This window comes from Coleofasciculus sp. B1-GNL1-01, from assembly GCF_040220235.1.
Taxonomy (GTDB): domain Bacteria; phylum Cyanobacteriota; class Cyanobacteriia; order Cyanobacteriales; family Coleofasciculaceae; genus Coleofasciculus.
In genome coordinates, this window is the sequence record NZ_JAVJTO010000122.1 from 34,060 (window position 1) to 57,097 (window position 23,038).

Consider the following 23,038-nt stretch of genomic DNA (forward strand, 5'->3'; position numbering starts at 1 on the left):
GTTTGTTGTTCTGAATGACCACACTGTATTGATAAAAAATATATAGCTAGTCTAGATGAAATTTAACTTTAATTGTCCCCACCTACTTAGACACCTGCGGTTTTAAGGGTTGCTAAGGTTGTCACAAATTTTTTTGTGCTGTTCCTTAACTTTGACATTTGTCCGCAGATAGTCCTCCACCCAATCACAACCAAATGCCCACACCTGATCAAGATTAACAACTCGCTCTAAATCCCACAAAATTACGCTTTTGTCTACACTAGCAGAGGCAAGGGTGCGACCATCGGGACTAAAGGTCACATCATAGACGCGATCGCTATGGGCTTCTAAGGTGACTAAAAGCTTACCATCATTACGCCACAGCTTCACCGTCTTATCCAAACTCGCAGACGCCAGAAATCGCCCATCGGGACTAAATGCAATACTGTTGACGCGATCGCGATGCCCGTCTAGGGTGGCTAGTAATGTACCATCCCTTGTCCAAAGTTTAATCGTATTGTCCCAACTCGCAGATGCAAGGCGTTGACTATCGGGACTAAAGGCTAAGGCACGAATACTATCATCATGTCCGGTTAAAGTGTTCAACAATGTACCATCCCGTTGCCAAAGTTTAATCGTTTTATCTTTACTTCCAGAGGCGAGCAATTGACCATCTGGGCTAAATACCACGTCATACACTACATCACGATGTTGGGTTAAGGTTTTGAGTAATTTACCCTCTCGCGTCCAAAGTTTGACGGTATTATCGCTACTAGCAGAGGCAAGTAACTGACCCTCTGGGCTAAATTCTACACCGTAAATGCTGTTGCTATGTCCCCGTAACCTGTTTAATAAAGTCCCATCACCCTGCCAAATTTTAATCGTTTTATCTACACTCGCTGAGGCGATGATTAGCTCATTGCTTGGCAGTGATTCAATGATTTCGCTATTGCCTTGATTCTCTTGTTTCTGCTTCACCATGCCATTTTCAGAGGGTAAATTAGCCTGCACTGGGGGAGCAACAGCAACATCAAACACGGCTTCATCATGCCCCTTAAAAGACGCCAACACCTGACCATCACGTCGCCAGAGTTGTATCACACCATCCCAACTTCCAGAAACCAGAGTTTGACTATCTGGACTAAAGTCAACATCCCAAACCGCATCCTGATGTCCTTGGAGAAACGTTAACAAGGTTTTTTCCGGCGTCCAAAGTGTAATAGTACTATCCAAACTCGCAGACGCCAACATTTGACCATCTGGGCTAAATGCCACCGCCCAGAGTCCATTTTGATGCCCTTTCAAAACACTGAGTTCAGTTCCATCTGTTTGCCAAAGTCTAACGGTTTGATCCCAACTCGCAGAAGCAAGGGTTTGACCATCGGGACTAAATGCTAAACCAAAAACTCCATCCGTATGTCCGGCTAACGTTCTCAATAATATCCCATCACGTTGCCAAAGTTTGACTGTTCCATCTGTCGAACTTGAAGCCACAACTTGACCATTGGGACTAAAATGTACATAATTTACCCCACTCTCATGACCTTTGATAGTTTTGATCAACATACCATTATTTGTCCAAATTTTAACGGTGTTATCCCAACTGGCAGAGGCAAAGTATTGACCATCTGGACTAAAGGATACACCGCGAACTTCTGCGTTATGTTCTTTGATAATTCTAGAAATAAAGCATTTTTGGGGATTGTTGATTTTTGATTGTTGACCATTTATCGTCTGTAGAGGCGGACTAATGCAAGTCCGATTAATTGTCCAAAGTCTTATTGTTTGATCATCACTACCAGACACTAACGTGAGACCATCAGGACTAAAAGTGACACTATTAACTTGATTTTCATGCCCATTCAGTGTGGTAATTAACCTGCCATCGCGCCGCCAGAGTTTTACCGTTTTATCCTTACTTGCCGAAGCAATGAGTTGACTATCTGGGCTAAACGCTACGCTTTTTATTGTATCGCTGTGTGCTTGAATTGTGGTTAACAACGTTCCATCATATTGCCAAAGTTTAATGGTTTTATCGTCACCGACTGAGGCAATCATTGAACCATCAGGACTAAATTCTACATCATGAACTTGCTGGTGATGACCAGAGAGGCGATTATGTTCTCTGACACCATACACTGTCTTTCGTAGCACTTTTTCAACCGATTTTTTTGTCTGGGTATCCACTCGACCTAATGCCTGTAATTTATGTTTGGCTCGCAGGGCGGTGATTAATGCGTCTAGTCGTTGCTCTAGGGCAAATAGTGATTCTGAAGAGGTCGTAATTGCTTCAATTTCACTAATGGCTAACTTGCGGTTTTGCACCAGAATTGCCCCAGCCAATCCACTGACGATCACCAACATTGCCACAAAGGTTGCTAATAGTAATCGCTGTTTTTTCGCTATCTGACGTTCAGCGGCGAGTCTGGCTTCCACTTCCTTGATGCGTTCGGCTTCTATCTGTTGTTGTACTTCATTGCGATCGCAGGTTTGGCTGGCGGCTAAGAATTGATAGTCTAAGTCACTCAAACTTTTGCCCTGAGACCAAGCTTGGGCATCTTTTAAAGCTTGTCCCCGCAAGAGTCGTGATGAATCAGCAAATTGAGATTCCACCCAAGCTGCCAAGGTTTGAGAGTAAGGACGCAGATGGTTTAATTGTTTTTCAACCCAGTCCCGGTTAAAAACGGCTGGATAAATGCGATTTTTTACCGTTAATAGTCCTTGTTCTTTGACGACTAAACCTGATAATAATAATTCCGTTTGCTCTCGACTATCATCGGCTTCGATGTCAATCTCCTGTAAAATTTGTTGATAAATGCCCAGTAATCTACCCGCTCGTGCTTCGTTTCTCAACAGGCGATCGCGAACGGTACGGAGGTGTTCTGGTTCATCCTGAGACTCCCAATGCTGAATGATGCGATCGCGTACCACGGATTCTACCCAAAAGGCTTCAGTACCGGGCGGAATTTTTAGATCATCACTAACTGTCTTTTGCGCCACGTCTAGCACAAGTTTACATAGCTTTTGGGTTAAAAAAGGTTGCCCTCCTGTCCAGGCTAATATTTCTTTGAGAATGGCTTCAGGGTTAGCAAATTCTTGGCTGAATCCTTGGGCTAAAGGTTGGGCTTCATCCAGTTTAAAGCCGTGGAGTTCGATGGCTTTGCCAATATTAAATGGAGTGCGCTTTTTGTCGGCAATTAAATCGCTGGGTGTAGCGACACCGAAAATGGCAAAGGTGAGGCGATTGTAGTTAGAGTCTAGAGTTCGTTGGTTATAACAAAAGCGAATTAGGGCAAAAAAGTCATCAATAGGAAAATCTAAACTTAAAATACTATCAATTTCATCTAAAAATAGAATGATATTTTGATCGGGAAATTGACGTAAAAGTATTTCACTGACAAATTTATTAAATCGCTGGGGTAACGAAATATCCTCTTGCTCTTGCCACCATTTTTTTAAGTTAACCGTTTTAAACAGTTTAAATTTGCGAGTTAAATCTAGGACTAATCCCTTATACCACTGATTTGGCGTAATCGTTTCCGAACCAATCATAGTCATATCAACCGTGGCGCATTGAAACCCCTCTTGTTGCAAGCGATGGTGGGTTTTAACTAATAGAGACGATTTCCCCATTTGCCGACAGTTAAGAACATAGCAAAACTCACCCTGTTTTAGCGAGTGATAAAGTTCGCGATCGGCTTGTCGTTGAACATAGGTGGGAGCATCTTTGTGTAGACTCCCACCGACTTGATAAAGGGAAGTGTTTGTCATTTGTCAAAACACTGATTTCACGGATTTATTGGAGAGATAGGGGTAGGGAGGTGAGAGCTTATTGACACTGATTACACAGACAAGGAAAGTTCTCTCATCTTCCATATCTCCCCCATCTTACCCATCTCCCCCTCGGCAAAATCAATCCCGACAAAAAAGGTCGGGTATGTTTGACGGTGGTTTTGGGCTGTGATACTATCAGCAAAACAGTGACGAATAAGAGAGAGACCACATCATGACCCAGGCAACTACCCCCCATATCTCCAGCACCTCTGCCACATTCAAGAACCTCACCTGTAAAGAATGTGGTGCTGAGTATGAACTCCAAGCCACCCACGTTTGCGAGTTCTGCTTCGGTCCGTTGGAAGTCACCTACAACTACGACGCCCTGCGCCAACACGTTAGTCGGGAGAAAATTCAGTCAGGTCCGAATTCAATTTGGCGCTATCGTTCCTTCTTACCCGTAGCTACCGATAATCCTATTGATGTGGGGACAGGGATGACACCTCTCGTCAAATCCCATCGCCTCGCCCGCCGCCTGGGTCTAAAAAATCTTTATATTAAAAATGATGCTGTAAACATGCCCACCTTGAGTTTCAAGGATCGGGTGGTATCTGTAGCCCTCACTAGAGCTAGAGAATTAGGATTTTCTACCGTATCTTGTGCAAGTACCGGAAACTTAGCCAATTCTACCGCTGCGATCGCGGCACATGCTGGCTTAGATTGTTGTGTATTTATCCCGGCTGACTTAGAAGCGGGGAAAGTCTTAGGTACATTAATCTACAACCCTACCGTAATGGCGGTGCAAGGCAATTATGATCAGGTCAACCGCCTCTGTTGTGAGGTTGCCAATACCCATGGTTGGGGATTTGTCAACATTAACTTGCGTCCTTATTATTCAGAAGGCTCAAAAACTCTGGGCTTTGAAGTCGCCGAACAACTGGGTTGGCAGCTACCGGATCATATTGTGTCGCCCTTGGCTTCCGGTTCTCTGTTCACAAAAATTTATAAAGGCTTCCAAGAGTTTGTCAAAACTGGTTTAGTGGCGGATAAAGCGGTGCGCTTCAGTGGCGCACAAGCTGAAGGCTGTTCTCCCATTGCCCAAGCCTTCCGGGAAGGACGGGATTTCGTCACTCCGGTAAAACCGAGTACAATTGCTAAATCGATCGCGATCGGAAATCCTGCTGATGGGATTTATGCCCTAGAGATCGCCCAGAAAACCAACGGTAATATTGAATCCGTCACCGACGCCGAAATCATCGAAGGGATGAAACTGCTGGCGGAAACCGAAGGAATCTTTACTGAAACTGCTGGCGGTACAACAATTGCCGTTCTCAAGAAATTAGTGGAAGCTGGAAAAATTAACCCCGATGAAACCACTGTTGCCTATATCACCGGGAATGGACTCAAAACCCAAGAAGCAGTTCAAGGCTATATTGGTGAACCCCTCACCATTGAACCCAAATTAGACAGTTTTGAGCGAGCATTAGAACGGGCGCACACCCTTGACCGTTTGGAATGGCAACAAGTTTTGGTTTAATACGTTGACAACCCTCACCCCCAGCCCCTCTCCCAAGCTTGGGAGAGGGGAGTAATACCAAATCCGACGACAGGAACCCCTTTATCCCTTAGCCAATGAAAGCCTGTTGCCTTGTCTCTACTCATGAAGGGGGTAGTTAACCCGGCTTGGGTAGAAGAAGGGAGGCAAAAAGTGCGAGTACACAGCCCAAAAGCTGACCAGTATTGCTTATCACCTTAAGTTGTTTCCCTATATCTCTACTTGGAAACATCTCGAACATCTACCCATTAATCACTGATTCCAAATCTATGGCTGTAAAAGTTTTAATTCCTACCACCCTCCAGAAATTCACCAACGATAAAGCAATGATTGAATGCAGCGCTGGCAATGTTGCTGAACTTTTGGACTCTCTCGAAATTAATTGTCCTGGGATTAAAGCACGCTTGTGTGATGATCAAGGGAAGCCGCGCCGCTTTTTAAACTTCTACGTCAATAGCGAAGATATTCGCTTTCTCGATGGCACCAATACCCAACTCAGCGATGGCGATGAAGTCAGTATTGTCCCTGCTGTGGCTGGTGGTTAATCTCAACGAGAAAAACACTACGAATTTGGTGTAGAGACGTAGCATGCTACGTCTCTACATGCGTAAGAAACCGTTCCAATGCTTCGCGACTTGGTAGCGAAGGTTGCGCCCCGGCTTGAGTCACCGAAATTGCCCCGGCTGCTGCGCCCCAAACAACGGCTTGTTGTATCGATAATCCCTCCGCCAACGCCACTGCTAACGCGCCATTAAACGCATCACCCGCCGCCGTGGTATCAACAACTTGAACTGGAAAGGCTGGCACAAAAAAGCGTTCAGATGGAGTGCTACAGTAAACACCTTGATTCCCCAATGTCAGAATTACAGTCTTCACACCTCGTTGCTGAAGGATAGGCGCGGCTTTCTGGGCTGTTTCCAGATTATCCACAGCAAAACCCACAAGTTGACTGGCTTCTATCTGATTGGGAGTGATAATATCAACCAGGGTGTAGAGTTCGGGTGGAATATTCTGGGCAGGTGCTGGATCGAGAATAACCGGAACCCCTGCATCCTGGGCAGTTCTAGCCGCTTCAACCACGGTAATTAGGGGAATTTCTAACTGCATCAGTAGGGCGTTGGCTTCTCTTAAGAGGGGTTTGAGGCGTTCCACATCAGTTTGATTGAGTTGTCCATTTGCACCTGCGGTAATCACAATCTGATTTTCGCCTGTTTCATCTACCAAAATTACGGCTACACCAGAACTCGCTGAAGTATCCCGTACAATTTGATCTGTCTGCACGCCTGCGGCTTGTAAATTTGCCAGCAATTGAGGCGCAAACCCATCATCACCCAAGCGCCCAACCAAGTGAGTCATCATTCCCAGTCTGGCGGCGGCGACAGCCTGATTTGCCCCTTTCCCCCCAGAAGCGGTAAAAAACTCAGATCCGTTCACCGTTTCACCTGCGACGGGTAAGCGGGGAGTTTTGGTGACTAAATCGATATTGATGCTACCGAAAACCAGGATAGAGTTCATGGTAAAACATAAGAACGCAACTTCAGAGTAGCGCTATCCGCTCAACACAGGACAACTGTGGACAAGATAGCCAGACTGAGGCTTGAAAGCCTACGTTAAAGAGGTCAAGACACCTACGAATGCTTTCCAGTTTGTAGCCCTGTCGTCAAGGATTAAACAGGTTTATTGAGCTAAACCAGTGTCTTTGACCGAACAAGCCTCTTTAACTTTGTCGAGGAACACGTTACCGGAGCAATCCGAGATTGAAACTTATGTTTGTGTTTGTACTGGACAAAAATAAAAAACCGCTCGCTCCTACTCACCCAGCACGCGCAAGAAAGTTGCTTCGTACTGGCAGAGCGTCAGTGCTTCGTCGCTTTCCATTCACCATCATTTTGCATGACACACAAGTGAAGGACTCTCAAGTCTCAGAATACAGATTAAAAATTGACCCAGGAGCGAAAGTCACAGGGATTGCCGTCCTCAAAAGCAATGTGGTGGTATGGGCAGCCGAATTAACTCATAGGGGCTTCGCCATCCGAGATGCGCTTACCACCCGCCGTCAAGTGAGACGATCACGACGCAATCGCAAAACTAGATATCGTGAAGCACGGTTTAATAACCGTCGTCGTCCCAAAGGATGGTTGCCACCATCTCTAAACAGTCGAGTTCAAAATATATTGACTTGGGTAAGGCGATTATCAGGAGTCTGTCCGATCATGGGCATTAGCCAGGAGCTAGTCAGGTTCGATTTGCAAAAGATGCAGAACTCAGAAATATCTGGCGTCGAGTATCAACAGGGCGAGCTGGCTGGCTACGAGGTTCGTGAGTATCTCCTCGAAAAGTTTAATCGGTGTTGTGTCTACTGCGGTGCAACCGACACTCGACTAGAAGTCGAACACGTCAAACCACGCTCGCTTGGCGGTAGTAACCGTGTGAGCAACCTAGCCATCGCCTGCAATCCGTGCAACCAAGCTAAAGGCAATCAAGACATTCGAGAATTCTTGGCAGGCAAACCAAGTGTTCTCAATCGGATTCTTGCTCAACTTAAGAAGCCATTAGTTGATGCTGCTGCTGTTAATGCGACCCGATGGACTTTGTTTGAGCGACTCAAAGCCACGGGGCTACCCGTGGAAACTGGGACGGGTGGACAAACCAAGTTTAATCGCATTCGTCTGGGATTAGAAAAAACTCACTGGGGAGATGCGGTAGCTGTTGGCAGTTCAACACCCCACCGGGTCATAGTCAAAGTCGTCAAACCTTTGATAATCAAGGCTACAGGTTACGGGCATCGACGGATGTGCAATATCACCAAGTTTGGTTTCCCTCAAGTGAATAACAAGGGTGAGCTAGCTGTTCGTTCTAGGGTGAAAAAGGTTTACGGCTTCCAGACTGGGGATATGGTAAAGGCTGCTGTCCCCAAAGGGAAAAACGCAGGTACTCATGTTGGTCGAGTCACAGTTAGAAAAACCGGGCAGTTTGATATTTCCACATCTATCCAGAAGCTTCAAATCATTAACCACAAATACTGCACACCAATCCATCGGCATGATGGCTATAGTTATGCCACATAATCCACTTTTTTCCATTGATTTAATGACTAGAGGCGCACCGATCGCACTGTCTTTGATCACTGCTGTTGGAGGATCTCAGGTTAAGCTATTTCTTTCAAGGAGTTAGGTAAATGTAGGGGCGCAAGGCTTGCGCCCTTACCAAAGTATCGCATCGAACCAAAATTTACTCGTGAGTGCCAATATCATCACAGAGAGTGCGATCGCGTTCTTTCACCTTGGGATTATGCTTGAGATAATTCCGCGCCCAATTACATCCCCGTTCTAGCAATTTATCCAAATCAGAATCCCATACGGAAATGTTGTCATTACCGCCAGCCGCAATCAGTTGACCATCAGGACTGAAACTCACGTCATGACTGCCTATCCGCTCAAAGGTTGTCAGTAATCTACCATCTAAACTCCAGAGTTTGACGTTTCGTGTACTTGCTGAAGCAAGTAGTTGACCATCGGGTCTAAAGTTGACACTGGTAACTGGATAGTCATGAGGGAATGAGAGAGTTGTTTTGTCATTCAGACTCCAGAGTTTGACGGTTTTGTCATCACTGCGAATGGCAAAGGTCTGGCTATTGGGACTGAAATTCATGGGTATGGGTTCAGGTTTATATTCGTTAGAGAATCGCTCAATCTGAAATGGGATACTTTTTATAAAAGTGCCATCAGTTTCCCAGAGTTCTACGGTGTTTTGGTTAGTTCGCAGGGCGATAATTTTACTGTCTGGACTGAAACGATACCCAAGTAAATAGCGACTGTATGAGTTTTTGTACTGTAACTCACCCTGAATTTTAATAGTAGCAATTTTATTTCCATCATGCTGCCAAAGTTGTAACGTCTTATCATCTTTGACAGTAAACCATATTCGGTAATCTTGACTGTAGCCGTGTGTTGCTTTGTCAAAGGTATTGAGCAAAGTACCGTTTAGATCCCAGAAGTGCTTACTGTTGTCATCTTCAGTGACTATTGTCCTGCCATCAGAACTAAAACCTTTAATCGATCCATCGACTTCAAACGTGGCAATTTCCGTGCCGTCGATTTTCCAAATTGTCAATGTTTGAGTATCATCAGATAAGATTCTACCAAAAATAGCCAGAGTTTTGTCATCAGGGCTGAACCTGACATTAAGACGACCATATCCTTGAACTGTTTTAATAAGGGTTCCATCTCTTTGGAAGAATTTTACAGTGTTATCGCCATCATGAATAACCAATATCTCGCCATTTGAACTTAAACTTATGTTCTCGATTTTATCTTTGTAGCCTTTCAAGGTTTTAATTAACTTGCCATTCCGTTGCCAAATTTTAACTGTGTTATCTTTACTTGCTGTGGCAATGATATTTCCATCAGAACTAAACTCGATCAAGTATATAGGATCTTCATGCCCCTTGAGAAATATTTTTGATTGACCATCTTTATTTAACAGTTGTGTATGATTATTATTTGTTATCGCGATGTCATTAGTACCTAAACTAATTGTTTCATCAATATTGCTTTCTTTAAGGGTAAATGTTTTACCATTTCCGCTCCAAATTTGTAAAACCTTATTGCTACTGGCAGCAGCAAAAATCGGACTGCTGGGACTGAAAATTACTGTTGAGTTTTCTCCTGAAAATCTTCTTAAGAGTTTGCCATCTAAACTCCATAATTCTAGTTCAGTATTTTCAATTTTCCTTAATTTAGAATTATATAGTGTAGTAGTCGAGGCGAATAGATTATGACTTAAACTAAAATTTATATGAGTTGCCCTACTCCCTAAATCAATATGTCTGGGAGTCTCAAAACTAGATTTTTCTAAATTCCATAATTTGATTGTGTTATCTTCACTTCCAGAAACCAGCATTTTCGCATCTGGACTCAAGTCAGTACTACTGACCAGATTTCTATGACCTATCAATAATCTTGACTTAGCTTTTTGTTCATCAAAAAATGGAAGTAATCGTATGTATTGACTGTTTTTAGAAAATGAATAGTAAAATAACGCAAATATTTGGTTTTTAATACCCGCCATTCCACCGGGATACAAATAAGATTTTAGAAAATAACCATTTTTTTGCTATAATCTTAAAGTTTGAGTTGATTTAGATATAATAATTTCATCATCCGGACTAAAAAATACTTTCTCAACAGAAGAACCATGATTTAAAGTTTTAATTAATTTACCATCCTGACTCCATATCTTTACCGTTTCATCCTCACTAGCAGAGGCAATTAGCTGACCATTTGAACTGAAATTGACGCTATTAACCTTTTTATCATGCTTGAACGTGGCAATTGCTTGACCATCACGCTTCCAGAGTTTTACTGTTTTGTCTTCACTCGCCGATACAATTAGCTGACTATTGGGGCTAAAGCTTACACTGGTAACAGGTTTATTGTGTCCTGTAAACGTAGCAACCGCTTGACGTTCTTTGCCCTCAATACGCCATAACTTAAGGGTATTGTCTTCACTTCCAGAAATAATCCATTTCCCGTCTGGGCTAAAGTCAATACTGGTAATCGTATCCTGATGTCCTTTGAATGTAACAACTTCCCTACTATCCACAGTCCAAATCTTGATCGTTGTATCCTCACTACCCGATGCAATTAACTGACCATCCGCACTAAAAGAAACACAAGTTACCGTACCGCCATGTCCGTGAAAACTATTCATTTCTCGGATACTGTAAACCACATCCTGTAATGCCGCTTTCACTTTAATTTCAGTCTCAGGCTTAACGCCAATTGACCAACGTTGCAACCGTTTTCCAGCTTTTAACGTTTCAACTAGCGCCTCTAAATCTTGGTTTGAGCTAAGTTGCCTTTTCGCTTCAGTAATCCGAGAATTGAGATAGCTATCATTCTGATTCAGTAACACAAAGGGCAAGAATATTGCTAACGCCCCACTAAGAACGCCGAGTCCCACCTTCCACACTAATGAACGGCGAGTGTCTTCGAGTTGTTGTCTCAGAACTTGGTTCAGCTTGGCTTCCGTCAGCTTCCGTTGTTCTCTCTCTTTCTCTAATTCCTTAATTAATCGCTCAGATTGTTGATGACGGACAAATAACACGAGATAATCGTGAACCAGTTGATAGCGATCATCCGGGATAGCCGGAACTCTCAAGACTATTCCTGATTCGACTAACACCTCTAAAACTAAATCTAGCGTTGTACTCTTTACCTCTAACTCCAATTCTAAATCCGCACGAGTTTTTAGAGGGCGAGTGTTATTCTCATCAGTTAGTAAGTACAAGACAAGTTTGGCAACCTGCTCATTTCCTGATCCACAATCTTGAACAACATCGGCTAAAAACGCCTCAACCAATTCCTCCTTAGACTGATATTTTCGGTACTCTTTCAGCGTGGTAATCTTCTCCGTTTCCAGTTGATAGCCAACAATCTGCAACTCAATCGGACGCACTTCTCCCAAATCCTTAGCTAAATCCTGCACCAATTGATCAACTAAATCTGGCTCAAAAGGTACAGGCGATCGCGCGGTTAAACTCTGGATGACAGATTTGGCGTCTGCGGCTGAAAAATTCCCTAAGTAATAGAGAATCTGCTCGTGATTTTTGTCAATATTAGTTAACGGGGTTGTGCGGTTTAACTCTAATAGGTAATAAATATAGTCTTCCCGCAGGGATAAAATAACTTTGACAAAACGAATCTCTATACATTCGTGCAGAAACTCATAAAACTCTCGTCGGCTGGCTGGATCTTTGTGATCAAAGAAAAATTCCTCAAATTGGTCAAAAATTAGCACAGTTAATAATTGGCTGTGTTCGTTTTGACGCAATTGATTGAGAATGGTTGATAGGGTTGACCTATCCCCCCCAGCCCCCCTTCCCTGCAAGGGAAGGGGGGAGTCGGAATTTTCTTTGTTATCCTTATTATTCGTAATGTTAACGTTATTATCGCTAATTAAATCAACATCAAACCCTTTCTTCGCTCCCCCCTTTTTAAGGGGGGCGGGGGGGGGATCAGATTGACTATCCAGAGAATCCTTAGCGGAAATAGAAGAACGGTTCACGTTCTTCAACGCTTCCACTAAACCCTGATCTAACCCCCCGATCCAATCCTTATAAACTTGTAGCAAAACAGGGACAATATCCCGTCCTTCAAAATACGTCTGTTGCAGAATCGGAACTAATCCCGCCTGCAAAATTGAACTCTTTCCTACCCCAGATGACCCATAAATTACCGTCAACTTGCGATCGCGCCGTCGAATCCGTTCCAGCAGTTCCTCTAAATCCCTCTGGCGTCCAGAGGAAGCGACAATTTGGGATAAGGATAACCGCTGTCTTCCCCGAATACCGGGCTGAATGACCTGTCGCGGCGGATGCAGTCGTCCCGCCCCAATAAATGCCCGTAAGCCATATTGGGTCTCGATTTGCCGTTGTTCTAATTTTAAATGAAAGGCGTCTAAATAATCCCCGTTCTGAAATTTCAGGGTACGTAAGTTTTGGAGAATGTTAACGTAAAGTTTTGGGTCATACTGATGTAGGGGAATGGTGGCATTTAAGCTCATCTCTCTTGCTGTCGCTAAAGTCGCGATCGCGTCCTTTACTTGACCCAAGTGCTGCTGGGATTGTGCCAGAATAAAATAACACAATCCTAACCGTTTGATCTCAAACTCTGATATCTGTTGCCAAGCATCAATTCCCTGCTGCGCCAATGTCTGGGCATCCCGCCACTGATGTTTATTTAAAGCAACTTCGGCTAAAAACCCATAATCCTGGGCAATTTTCTGTACATCTCCCTGCTGCTGATGCCAAACTAACGCTTTTTCGGCTAACTGTTGTAAATTTTCCCAGTCACCCACCTGTCGCAGTAAATCCCCTAATTTGCAACTATGGTGTGCCAAGGAATCGGTACAGTTTTTCTGATGTAAGTGCTGCCAAGATTGCTGAACATACTGGCGAATTTCCCCTTCATGCTGCTCCCCTTTCAGCGCATACGCCCAAGCGAGATGCAGCGAAACAATTCCCACCCGTTCTCCTGACTGATGCTGTTGCCAAAGGATTAAACTTTGCTGATAGTAAGTAATGGCTTCATCGATTTGATTATTTCGGGTGTGAATGACTCCCAGGGTTAAAGATAAAATAGCATTAAAATTCGGCGGCAAGTCTCGTCCTTGATTGTGGCAAGATTGCTGAATCGCCTCTAATTCACTACAATCTAAAGTCAAGTTTTCTGCATCAGCAAAAGCTTGAGCTGCCGTTTCTTCGACTAATGCCCTTAGTGCGGGTTCAGGTAGCACAAATTCCAGCTTGGGACTTGCCCAATTGTAGAGATCCATGGCGACTCGAATCAGCCGTTTGCATACCTTATCGGTTGCCCAAAATACTACTGGGAACGGAAAATCGCGAAATAAATCGCGTACCTGATTTGTGGCGATGAGTAAGTCATCCAGATCCCCGACAGACTCTAACCCCGTTACCAATACAGCATCAGGCTGTTGATTCCCTAATTGATTGTGAATTGCGGTATAGATTGTCTGCGCCGATGACTCTAGAGATAACTCAACTAAGTTGAGGGAACAGCGTTGGTGTAGCAGGTGGAGAATCTGCGATCGCAAACAGGTATAGTTACACCGCGCCAGAATCAAGGAAAATCGTCCCCGCGAATGGGTAAGCGATCGGGTTAGGGTGTTTAATGCCTGATCGTTACAGGCGGCAATTTCGGCTAGGGGATCTAGGGTTGGGGTATTCATAGCAATTAATTAACCTAGCACCAGAAGGCAGAAGGCAGAAGGCAGAAGGCGAGTCAGTAAAAGTAATCGGTTGTGCCATTGACCTTAGTTCAGCGACTCGCCCCTACAGATATATAAATCCTACCGCAGAGATACTGGTGTGACCCAGCTACAATTTGGGAATAGATTAGATGGTTAAAATAGGACGCACGTCGGTTATCCGTGTACACTTCAGGTGAAAAGCTTTTCCCTGTGAGAGTTTGAATCTTATTACCTTGAAAATGATCCCCCTTAATCTTCCCGGCGTTTTAGGGGAAACCCAAGCCATTCCAGTTCCCTCCCGGTTCCCTCCCCTTACTAAGGGGAGGGTTAGGGTGGGGTTGTTTTGGGGAGGGTTAGGGAGGGGTCAGATCAAGGTATCGCTTTGTGTTTAAGCGTAAGTTGACACCAATGTACGCCACTACCCTCCTACCCTTTTACTCATTCTGCCGCACCCACGCCTGATATTTTTGTGTCTCAAACAATAATGGATTTAAGCCAAACCAACTCCCCTGATCATCCTGATACTCAAATACAAATAAGCTTTGCAATAGGGTTTGATATTCATGATCACCTTTAACCTTTTGTTCCCGCACCACTTGAAACAATAACTCCCATTCATGATTATCAATTGCCAACAATAAACTATCCCGTTCTTGGCGAATGACCATTTCCAAAATCGGGCGAGAAATCGGTGGATCTTGCTCCTGGAGACAGGCATAAAACATCCCCAACAAACTTCGTACATGACCGCCACTTATCTTGCACAGTCGGTCTAATGTGTCAAGACTATCAAAGACTTTGGTAACACTTGCTAAACGTTCCTCGGCTGTCGCATCTGGAAACGCCCGGGCTAAAATCATCTGTCGCAGCAGCGCGATTCCTCCCGGATGATCTTGACCATCACGGGAGAAGACTGGCACCATGGATAAAACAATCGGACTACGACCATTTCCGAGACGATTCTTTAACGGTTCTCGTAAATTGGAGAAAATTAGCGATAGGGGAAGGGTATACACCAAATGGCAATTGAGTTGACTTAATTGTTCGCCGCGATCGACAAAAATATATTCAGGAAGTGGTTTGCTGGAGGCGGCGGTTTCTTGATTGGGAATGCGATCTAAGTTATCGACAATGACAACTAATCCTTTTTGACCCTGTTGCTTGAGTTGGGCAATAGCAACTTCGAGGATTTCCTGATTAATATACTCTAAAATTTGACTGGTTTGGGGTTCCAAATGCTGTCTGAGTTTGGAACGCATCTGCTGACTATTTTTGGCTTTGATCGTAAGTTTGGCAATTTCATCGGGAAGGGAGACTTCAAAGTTGCCCTCGGTACTCGCTTTAACCGTACCAATCCCCGGAACTTTGGCTTCCCCTCCCACTTCTATCGGTGTCTGTAGCACATCAATGGTTTTCTGTAAAAACGCCTTAAATCCACCCGGTTGTAGCGCCACCCGACTCGATTCCAAACTGGCACTCACTTGGCGGGCGATCGCGAGTAGAATATCGGTAATATCAACATCCGCGACATCTAAATCATCTGTGGCTTGAAAATAGACGACATGAAAGTCTAAAGCCTCCAACTCCATCTTTAACCGCAATAACTCTGTAGACTTGCCACAGCCAATATGTCCGGTGAATAATTGACAGGTAGGTTCGTTAGGGGATAGCCGTGCGATCGTTCGTTTTAGGGCTTCAATTGCCTTACCACCCCGCACTCCAGCAAATTCGATGTAATACTCGCGATCCTCAGCATTTTTCATGTTTAAAGTTTTGCTGGGATTACACGCCGCGAAAAATCGTTCTAAATCTAACCTCATGAGATTGTATTCAGTGATGGGTCACCATTAAGCCAGCCAATTTAAAATTCACGATTAAAAAAACACAAAAAATCTGCCGTAGCAAGGTAGACAGATTCATGACTAAAAACTAAGGACAAATGACAAATGATGAATTATTAATGCGTTGATACAGGTGCTTCTAAACCCAGCAAATTCATCAACCGTTCAATATCAAAATGTTCTGTCATAAGCTGTTGGATGCACTGGGCTTTAATAGATTCGCGTAAGCGTACTTGACCAAACGCGCGATCGATAATTTCCACCGTGGTGAGGGTATCGAGATCCACCGATAAAATGGGGATTTCTAGTTCTTCAGCCCGGTTGACAATTAACGGTTGAGGTGGTATCTGCCCTGTTAGAATTAGACAGTGGGTTGAAGTTTCCAGGGCTGCCATTTGGATATCCGTGCGATCGCCTCCGGTGACGACTGCCATGTGCTTACCTTTGCGGAAATATTTTAGGGCAGAGTTGACATTCATCGCGCCAATGGTCAAACTTTGAACCAATAAATCCACCCGATCCGGACGGCAAAGCACTTGGGCATCGAGTTGATGAATCAATTCTCGCACCGTAACACTGCGGAGTAAATCGTTTTGGGGTAACATCCCTAATACAGGAATACCTTGCGCCTCTAGAAACGGTTGGACAGTGGATTGGGCGATGTCCAGTTGATCAGCCGGAACCGCATTAATCACAACTCCCCGTAAGCGATCGCCAAGTTGGTTTTTGGCAGATAGCAGCGTTTCCACCAGTAATACCGAATGAAAACGGCTGACTAATATAATTGAAGCCTCTATTTCTTGGGCAATGTCCAGTAACGACAGGTCAAATAGATTCCCTTCATACAGGGTACTCGGTCCTTCGAGTACCATTAAATCACCAATCGGCGGCTGGAGATAAGACTTCAGCGATTCACGGTAATTTGTCGAATCCTCACCCCGCAAGCGTTTCTGCATCGTCTGATCATCCAGATAAAGTAGAGGCGATCGCACCCGTTTTTCTGGTAGATCTAAGATAGACGGAATAAACTGTACATCATCGCCTTCCCGATCCAGTTTATTCGCATACTCAGTACAGCCTAAGAGCTTACCATAACCAATATCCAGTCCTTTACTTTTAAGCTGATGGGCAATGCCCAGAATGATGGCGGACTTGCCACTATATGCTTCAGTTGATCCGATTAGTAAATAATTCACGGATTTTGTCACCCCTAATTTCGCTCCTCCGTTCAAAATGCCACTTGAGTTTACTCGTCACGTAGTAGTTTGCGATAAAATGTCTGGGAAAAATCGGTCAAGCGGGTACGCTTGAAATTCAAAATCACTTCGATTAAGTAATTAATAAATTCAGAATTTGCCAACGTTACCTCATAACTCAATTCGGCATTGCCGTCAAACTGTAATCGGCAGCGAGTGAGTTCTGAAGGTAGCTTGGATACAAACCAGGTTGCCACAAAGGGAATACTCTCACCGCCTTCAATGCGGCGATTTCCTTCTAACGATCCCTGTTGATACAGACTAATCGCCAGAGGGAGAGCATTGCGTTTAGCGCCTTGATAATAAGGCATGTAGACACCGACGGCGGCTTTTTCAGCAGGCTGAAGTTTCTCGATAGACATAGCTGACTAACGTCTTGTTCCAATATTGAGAATGCCATGCACTCTCGTTGAAGGCTAATAAATTATAGAAAACCGATGCGGTTGAATTAGAGAGGTTTCTCCCAAATTGTTTACTCTATCTCGATCTTAGGTGGTTTTGGTTCCTGTATGCTACTTTCTAATGAAGCATTTAGACTAAAACCGCGATTAGCCATGAGTGAGACAATCTTTAGCAAGATTATCCGTCGGGAAATCCCGGCTGACATTGTTTACGAGGATGATCTAGTCCTAGCGTTCAAGGATGTTGCACCCAAAGCCCCCGTTCATATTCTGCTCATTCCCAAACAACCGATTCCCCAGCTAGCGGCAGCGGAGTCCGACGATCACGCCCTTATGGGGCATCTGCTGTTAACCGCCAAGCGAGTGGCTGAACAAGTGGGTTTGAATCAAGGGTATCGGGTGGTGATCAACAACGGTGCTGATGGTGGTCAAACCGTGGATCATCTACATTTACACATTTTAGGCGGACGCCAGATGGAGTGGCCCCCCGGTTAAACGTTCGGGGTGTGGGGGGTGGAGGTGCGGAGGGGTGGAGGTGTACAGGGGCGGGACTATCAAGATTTTTTGAATAACGTCAAGCTTGGGTATCCCATCTCAAGAGAAAAACCTGTGGAGGCTTGTAGGGGCGGGTTTAGCCATTTAATTTCGAGTCTCACCAATAATATTTCAGCAAAACCCGCCCTTACTCAAAATGGAGGAAGGTTTCTTAAGAATGATCGCCAAAATATCCTTATAAATCAGTCAAAGTCTTTAACGGTGAGTGGTGCGTTACGCTTCACTAACGCACCCTACAGATTTACCTGAAGTGCTGTCAAGCCAAGCTTTAAGCCCGTTACCCCATCGGCTTCCGGTTGAGATCACGAAATTCCAGTACCATAACCTAGTATGGGCTTACTGTTCCCCAAACCCCCCTTGGATTATGCGCCTTAGCCTAGAACCCTTTACTGTTCACAAGCGATTTCCCTTAACCATTAGTCGCGGTACAACCTCCCACACCACCAATATCTGGGTGCGGCTAGAACATCAGGGGATAGAGGGTTGGGGTGAAGCCTCTCCCTTTGCGATCGCGACTCCATCCCATCCCTCAAATCAAACTCCCCAAACGACTCAGAAGTTGTTGGATGCACTGGAGTTAGTGATACCGACATTAGAAGCCTATACCCCCTGGGAACGCCAGAAAATTGAACGAGTCTTAGCCGATGCGGATGCACCATCGGCGGTTAGGGCGGCGATTGATATCGCATTACAGGATTGGTTGGGAAAACACTTAGGCGTTCCCTTATGGAAATTGTGGGGATGTAATCGTCATCGGATTGTGCCAATTTCCGCCACGGTAGGAATTGGTACACCGGAAGCCGTCAAACAACGAGTGCGAAATTGGATACCGATTACGGGGGGCAATGTGCTTAAACTTAAACTTGGTTCCCCTGACGGAATTGAAGCCGATCGCGAAATGGTATTAGCTATCCGAGATGTCGCCCCCCAAGCCCAATTAACCGTTGATGCGAATGGCGGTTGGAGTATAGACGACGCTGTGAAAATGTGCGACTGGTTAGCCCAACAGGGTGTTAAATACGTCGAACAACCTCTTCCCGCCGGACAAGAGGCGGATTTACCTCACCTGTATTCGCGATCGCCTTTGCCTATTTTCGTGGATGAAAGCTGCTTTACCAGTGAGGATATTCCACCTTTGGCGAATTGCGTTCACGGGATTAATATCAAATTGATGAAATCCGGTGGATTAACTGAAGCCTTGCGGATGGTACATACGGCTAAAGCCTGTGGATTACAGGTGATGTATGGCTGCTATTCCGATAGTACCCTCGCCAATACCGCCGCCTCTCATTTATCCTCGTTCGCCGATTATCTAGATTTAGACAGCCATTTAAATTTAGCCGACGATCCCTTCACCGGGGCGACACTGCAAGATGGACGATTGATACCGAATAATTTATCAGGATTGGGAGTACAACGCCATGTATCTGACGAGTGATCAGCGCGTCGCTATTTTATTACATGAAGGGATTCGCGGCGATCACGGCAAAACCGGATTAACGCTGCTACGGTATGGGGAAGCAACGGTGGTGGCGGTGATTGATCAAGACTGTGCGGGAGAGTCGTTATCGGACTTAACTGGAATTAATTGTACTGCACCGATTGTGGCTTCAGTCAGTTCAGCCCTCGCCTACAATCCGACTATATTAGCCATTGGAATTGCCCCATCGGGGGGACGGTTGCCAGAGGTTTGGTGGCAAGAAGTTAAGCAGGGAATCGCGGCTGGACTTTCCGTTTATAACGGCTTGCATACGCCCATGGCATCTGATCCAGAGTTACAGGAATTACTTCAACCGAATCAACAAATTTGGGATATTCGTCAGGAACCCCAGGGTTTAGGGATTGGCAAAGCCCAAGCGCGATCGCTGTCTTGTCAACGGATTTTAACGGTTGGCACGGATATGAGTGTGGGAAAAATGTCTACCAGTATTGAGTTCCATCGCGCCGCTTGTCGCCAGGGAATCAAGTCTAAGTTTTTGGCAACCGGGCAAGCGGGGTTAATGATTGCTGGAGATGGTATTGCTTTAGATGCAATTCGGGTTGATTTTGCGGCGGGTGCGGTTGAACAAATCGTGATGAAATTTGGCAAGGATTATGAGTTATTAATGATAGAAGGACAGGGGTCACTGATTCATCCTGGTTCTACAGCAACCTTACCCCTAATTCGAGGCACACAACCGACAGGGTTAATCGTAGTTCATCGCGCTGGACAAACTCATATTCGCCATTGCCCGGATGTGGCGATTCCACCGTTACGGGAGGTGATTCACCTCTATGAAACTGTGGCGAGGGCGGGAGGGGCGTTTGCACCAATTCCAGTCGTGGCAATTGCCTTAAATACGGCGCATTTGCCAGAGAAGAAAGCACAAGACGCGATCGCCCAGGTTCAGGATGAGACAGGTTTACCTTGTACGGATGTGGTACGGTTTGGGGCAGATTTATTGGTTGATAAGTGGGTGGACACAATTAAAGTTAACGGTTGAGATTAGGGAACAGGGAACAGTAAGGGTTTGAAGGCGATTTACTTGCATTTAATACAGTACCGTTTTCTTTTGTCCGACTACTTACTGTAATGAAAGTGTTATGATAATTTTCCTATTTGATGGATTAGAGTTACATGATTATGTTTTTTTACGCAGAGGGCAATGTCGCGATCGCGTCTTTCACCTGATCCCATCCATTCAAACTCAATGGGTATTCTAACCATGAAGCGCCGAAACTTCTGCAAAAATGCTGTGCTAGGAACAGCAGGGTTCACCACAGTAGCCTCAACTCAAAGTACTCCTCAACCTGAAGCTTCTACACCAACTCAACCCGCGATTCAATGGCGCATGGCAACCAGTTGGCTCAAAAGTGATATTACCTTTAATGCGGTGGAAGAACTTTGTCAACGAGTCAAGGTGGCGACGAATGGACGGTTTGTGATTATTCCCTATCCGGCGGGTGAAATTGTTCCCCCATTACAGGTATTTGATGCGGTTAAAGCGGGAACGGTTGAGTGTGGTCATACCACGGTGCTGTATTACCTTGAAAAAAATCCCACCTTAATCTTTAGCATTTCTGTTCCCTTTGGACTAACAACGTATCAACAAAATGCTTGGCTACATTATGGGGGCGGTTTAGAGATAATGCATCAGATCTATGCTGACTTTGGCATTATCGCATTTCCGGCTGGTGCGGTGGGTATCCAAATGGGTGGATGGTTCAACAAAGAAATGAATCGTTCAACTGACTTTAAAGGACTAAAAATTCGCATTCCTGGATGGGGAGCCAGGGTAAGCTCATCTAATTTGGTATAAATTGTACTTGACAAAAGCCAAAGTCATTTGAGATTCAGAAAGGTTTGTGATCGCGCCCCTAACGGGGTAAGCCAAAACGGTGATCAGGCGGTGATTATGGAGGAAGATGAAGGGGGAAAGCGATCGCGCCCCTGACGGGGTGAACCAAAAACTTGGTTGGGCGGTCATGGTGGAGCAAGAGGAAGAGGAAAGCGATCGCGCCCTTGATATAGGTCAACCTGACTTGGACAAGCAAACCGATAAAAAATGTACTTGACATAGCTAGCTTGCATAAGTGAGATTACAGCAATGCGCTTACCCTTGAAACTCCAGGAATGAAGCTTTATGTCTGAAGGATTTGAAACTCAATCGGATCAAGCCAAGAAAAGTAATCGTCATCAGCCAAAGCCAAAAGAAGCCGTCTCAATTGAAGTTATTCAACAGAGTTTAGTCAAAAATTTTTCGCTCCATAAGAGATCCAAGAGTAGAGCGAACAAAGAAACATCAACTCACCGATATTTTAGTGATTGCGATTCTTGCCGTCATCGCCGGAGCGCAAGGGTGGGAAGATATTGAGAATTACGGCATCAGTAAGCAGCAGTGGTTAGAAGAATTTTTAGCACTACCAAACGGAATCCCGTCCGATGACACTTTCCGACGGGTATTTGAGTTCATCAACCCAGAAGAATTGAATCGTTGCTTTCTCAAATGGGTAGAAACTCTGGTGACCAAGATGGGAGGAGAGATAATTCCCATAGACGGAAAAACAATTCGGGGTTCTTACGACCGAAATCAAAGAAAATCAGCACTACATATGATTAGTGCCTGGGCAAGTGAACAAAACTTGGTATTAGCACAGATGAAAGTGGAAGATAAATAAACACGAAATTACAGCTATTCCTGCCTTATTAGAATTACTAGATATCACCGATGCTATTATCACCATTGATGCGATGGGGACTCAAACCGAAATTGCTCAAAAGATTATCGAAAAGAAAGCGGATTATGTCCTGGCACTCAAGGCAAATCATCCGACTCTCTACCACCAGGTTAAAACATGGTTTGAACAAGCTTCGGCACAGAATTTTAAAGGCATTGATGTCAGTTATGATCAACGTATTGAAAAAGGACATTATCGCACGGAAATCCGTCAAGTCTGGTCGGTTCCGGCTTCGGCTATTGGCGAACTTTACCAACCCCGACTTTGGGTAGGAATTCAAAGTGTTGTTATGGTTATCCGGGTTCGCCGTCTTTGGAATCACACTACTCGTGATGTTCAGTTTTATCTGACTTCTTTACACAGTGACGCCCTACTTTTAGGTCGAGCTATCCGCAAACATTGGGGTATTGAAAACCAGGCTCATTGGACTCTGGATTGTACTTTCGCTCCCAGATGCTTGTCGGATTCGCTCCTTCCACAGTCCCCGGAATTTTTCTCTCCTCCGACGCATTGCTCTCAATGCGCTCAATCGTGAACAAACTTACCAACGTAGTCTCCGACAAAAAATGAAACGGACTGCTATGGATAACGATTATATGATTCGAGTTCTTTCCTCGTGTTTCATTGACTCTACCTTAAATTCCTCTGACTCCTTATGTCAAGCCTAATTTAGATGCTCTTACCCTG

General features: G+C 44.8%; 15 protein-coding genes and 1 pseudogene. 9 read left to right on the forward strand and 7 right to left on the reverse strand.

The window, feature by feature from the left end; all coding sequences use genetic code 11:
• Positions 1-102: 102 nt before the first annotated feature.
• Complete coding sequence (locus tag RID53_RS29675) at positions 103-3,750, reverse strand: WD40 domain-containing protein (protein ID WP_446391516.1); 3,648 nt, start codon at positions 3,748-3,750, stop codon at positions 103-105.
• A 235-nt stretch (positions 3,751-3,985) separates the two neighbouring features.
• Here RID53_RS29675 and thrC point away from each other — a divergent pair, with 235 nt between their 5' ends.
• Both thrC and RID53_RS29685 read left to right on the forward strand, forming a co-directional pair.
• A complete protein-coding gene (gene thrC / locus RID53_RS29680) occupies positions 3,986-5,290 on the forward strand; it encodes a threonine synthase (protein WP_446391517.1) in 1,305 nt (434 codons plus the stop codon).
• A 287-nt stretch (positions 5,291-5,577) separates the two neighbouring features.
• The gene (locus RID53_RS29685; protein ID WP_446391518.1) at positions 5,578-5,853 is read left to right on the forward strand and encodes a MoaD/ThiS family protein; all 276 of its coding nucleotides are present in this window, start codon (positions 5,578-5,580) and stop codon (positions 5,851-5,853) included.
• 46 nt (positions 5,854-5,899) lie between these two features.
• Here RID53_RS29685 and rbsK read toward each other — a convergent pair whose 3' ends face one another.
• Entirely contained in the window at positions 5,900-6,823 is a 924-nt protein-coding gene (gene rbsK / locus RID53_RS29690) for a ribokinase (protein WP_446391519.1), read from the reverse strand.
• A gap of 251 nt (positions 6,824-7,074) precedes the next feature.
• Here rbsK and iscB point away from each other — a divergent pair, with 251 nt between their 5' ends.
• Complete coding sequence (iscB, locus tag RID53_RS29695) at positions 7,075-8,376, forward strand: RNA-guided endonuclease IscB (RefSeq protein WP_446391520.1); 1,302 nt, start codon at positions 7,075-7,077, stop codon at positions 8,374-8,376.
• 163 nt (positions 8,377-8,539) lie between these two features.
• Here the strand turns inward: iscB and RID53_RS29700 are convergent, their stop codons facing one another.
• From RID53_RS29700 to ebsA, 5 genes are all read right to left on the reverse strand, one after another.
• On the reverse strand, positions 8,540-10,378 hold the full coding sequence (locus tag RID53_RS29700; protein WP_446391521.1) for a WD40 repeat domain-containing protein: 1,839 nt from the start codon (positions 10,376-10,378) through the stop codon (positions 8,540-8,542).
• A 45-nt stretch (positions 10,379-10,423) separates the two neighbouring features.
• Entirely contained in the window at positions 10,424-14,059 is a 3,636-nt protein-coding gene (locus RID53_RS29705; protein WP_446391522.1) for an nSTAND1 domain-containing NTPase, read from the reverse strand.
• A 455-nt stretch (positions 14,060-14,514) separates the two neighbouring features.
• Positions 14,515-15,900, reverse strand: a complete 1,386-nt coding sequence (locus RID53_RS29710) for an ATP-binding protein (RefSeq protein WP_446391523.1) — start codon at positions 15,898-15,900, stop codon at positions 14,515-14,517.
• Positions 15,901-16,037: 137 nt separating this feature from the next.
• Positions 16,038-17,129 carry a phosphotransacetylase family protein gene (locus RID53_RS29715; protein ID WP_446391532.1) on the reverse strand — a complete coding sequence of 364 codons (1,092 nt, stop codon included), beginning with the start codon at positions 17,127-17,129 and terminating at the stop codon, positions 16,038-16,040.
• Between the two features lie 38 nt (positions 17,130-17,167).
• Complete coding sequence (ebsA, locus tag RID53_RS29720) at positions 17,168-17,539, reverse strand: type IV pilus biogenesis protein EbsA (protein WP_446391524.1); 372 nt, start codon at positions 17,537-17,539, stop codon at positions 17,168-17,170.
• A 192-nt stretch (positions 17,540-17,731) separates the two neighbouring features.
• On the opposite strand from ebsA, the gene RID53_RS29725 reads away from it, so the two are divergent.
• The 6 genes and pseudogenes from RID53_RS29725 (at position 17,732) to RID53_RS29750 (ending at position 23,019) form a co-directional block, all read left to right on the forward strand.
• Entirely contained in the window at positions 17,732-18,073 is a 342-nt protein-coding gene (locus RID53_RS29725; protein ID WP_446391533.1) for a histidine triad nucleotide-binding protein, read from the forward strand.
• 424 nt (positions 18,074-18,497) lie between these two features.
• Positions 18,498-19,571 (forward strand): dipeptide epimerase, encoded by a 1,074-nt coding sequence (locus tag RID53_RS29730; protein ID WP_446391525.1) that lies wholly within the window; start codon positions 18,498-18,500, stop codon positions 19,569-19,571.
• Positions 19,555-20,616, forward strand: coding sequence for a DUF1611 domain-containing protein (locus tag RID53_RS29735; protein WP_446391526.1), 1,062 nt, complete (start codon positions 19,555-19,557; stop codon positions 20,614-20,616). Before RID53_RS29730 ends, RID53_RS29735 begins: the two co-directional genes overlap by 17 nt.
• 222 nt (positions 20,617-20,838) lie before the next feature.
• Positions 20,839-21,432: a TRAP transporter substrate-binding protein gene (locus RID53_RS29740; RefSeq protein ID WP_446391527.1), complete on the forward strand. Its 594-nt coding sequence runs from the start codon at positions 20,839-20,841 to the stop codon at positions 21,430-21,432.
• Positions 21,433-21,538: 106 nt separating this feature from the next.
• On the forward strand, positions 21,539-21,688 hold the full coding sequence (locus RID53_RS29745) for a hypothetical protein (RefSeq protein WP_446391528.1): 150 nt from the start codon (positions 21,539-21,541) through the stop codon (positions 21,686-21,688).
• A 68-nt stretch (positions 21,689-21,756) separates the two neighbouring features.
• Positions 21,757-23,019: pseudogene (locus RID53_RS29750) on the forward strand (ISAs1 family transposase).
• Positions 23,020-23,038 lie beyond the last annotated feature (19 nt).

Coding starts and splice junctions, on each gene's coding strand:
- RID53_RS29675 (WP_446391516.1), bottom strand. CDS start 3,750: ATGACAAACACTTCCCTTTATCAAGTCGGTGGGAGTCTACACAAAGAT.
- thrC (WP_446391517.1), top strand. CDS start 3,986: ATGACCCAGGCAACTACCCCCCATATCTCCAGCACCTCTGCCACATTC.
- RID53_RS29685 (WP_446391518.1), top strand. CDS start 5,578: ATGGCTGTAAAAGTTTTAATTCCTACCACCCTCCAGAAATTCACCAAC.
- rbsK (WP_446391519.1), bottom strand. CDS start 6,823: ATGAACTCTATCCTGGTTTTCGGTAGCATCAATATCGATTTAGTCACC.
- iscB (WP_446391520.1), top strand. CDS start 7,075: ATGTTTGTGTTTGTACTGGACAAAAATAAAAAACCGCTCGCTCCTACT.
- RID53_RS29700 (WP_446391521.1), bottom strand. CDS start 10,378: ATGGCGGGTATTAAAAACCAAATATTTGCGTTATTTTACTATTCATTT.
- RID53_RS29705 (WP_446391522.1), bottom strand. CDS start 14,059: ATGAATACCCCAACCCTAGATCCCCTAGCCGAAATTGCCGCCTGTAAC.
- RID53_RS29710 (WP_446391523.1), bottom strand. CDS start 15,900: ATGAGGTTAGATTTAGAACGATTTTTCGCGGCGTGTAATCCCAGCAAA.
- ebsA (WP_446391524.1), bottom strand. CDS start 17,539: ATGTCTATCGAGAAACTTCAGCCTGCTGAAAAAGCCGCCGTCGGTGTC.
- RID53_RS29725 (WP_446391533.1), top strand. CDS start 17,732: ATGAGTGAGACAATCTTTAGCAAGATTATCCGTCGGGAAATCCCGGCT.
- RID53_RS29730 (WP_446391525.1), top strand. CDS start 18,498: ATGCGCCTTAGCCTAGAACCCTTTACTGTTCACAAGCGATTTCCCTTA.
- RID53_RS29735 (WP_446391526.1), top strand. CDS start 19,555: ATGTATCTGACGAGTGATCAGCGCGTCGCTATTTTATTACATGAAGGG.
- RID53_RS29740 (WP_446391527.1), top strand. CDS start 20,839: ATGAAGCGCCGAAACTTCTGCAAAAATGCTGTGCTAGGAACAGCAGGG.
- RID53_RS29745 (WP_446391528.1), top strand. CDS start 21,539: ATGAAGGGGGAAAGCGATCGCGCCCCTGACGGGGTGAACCAAAAACTT.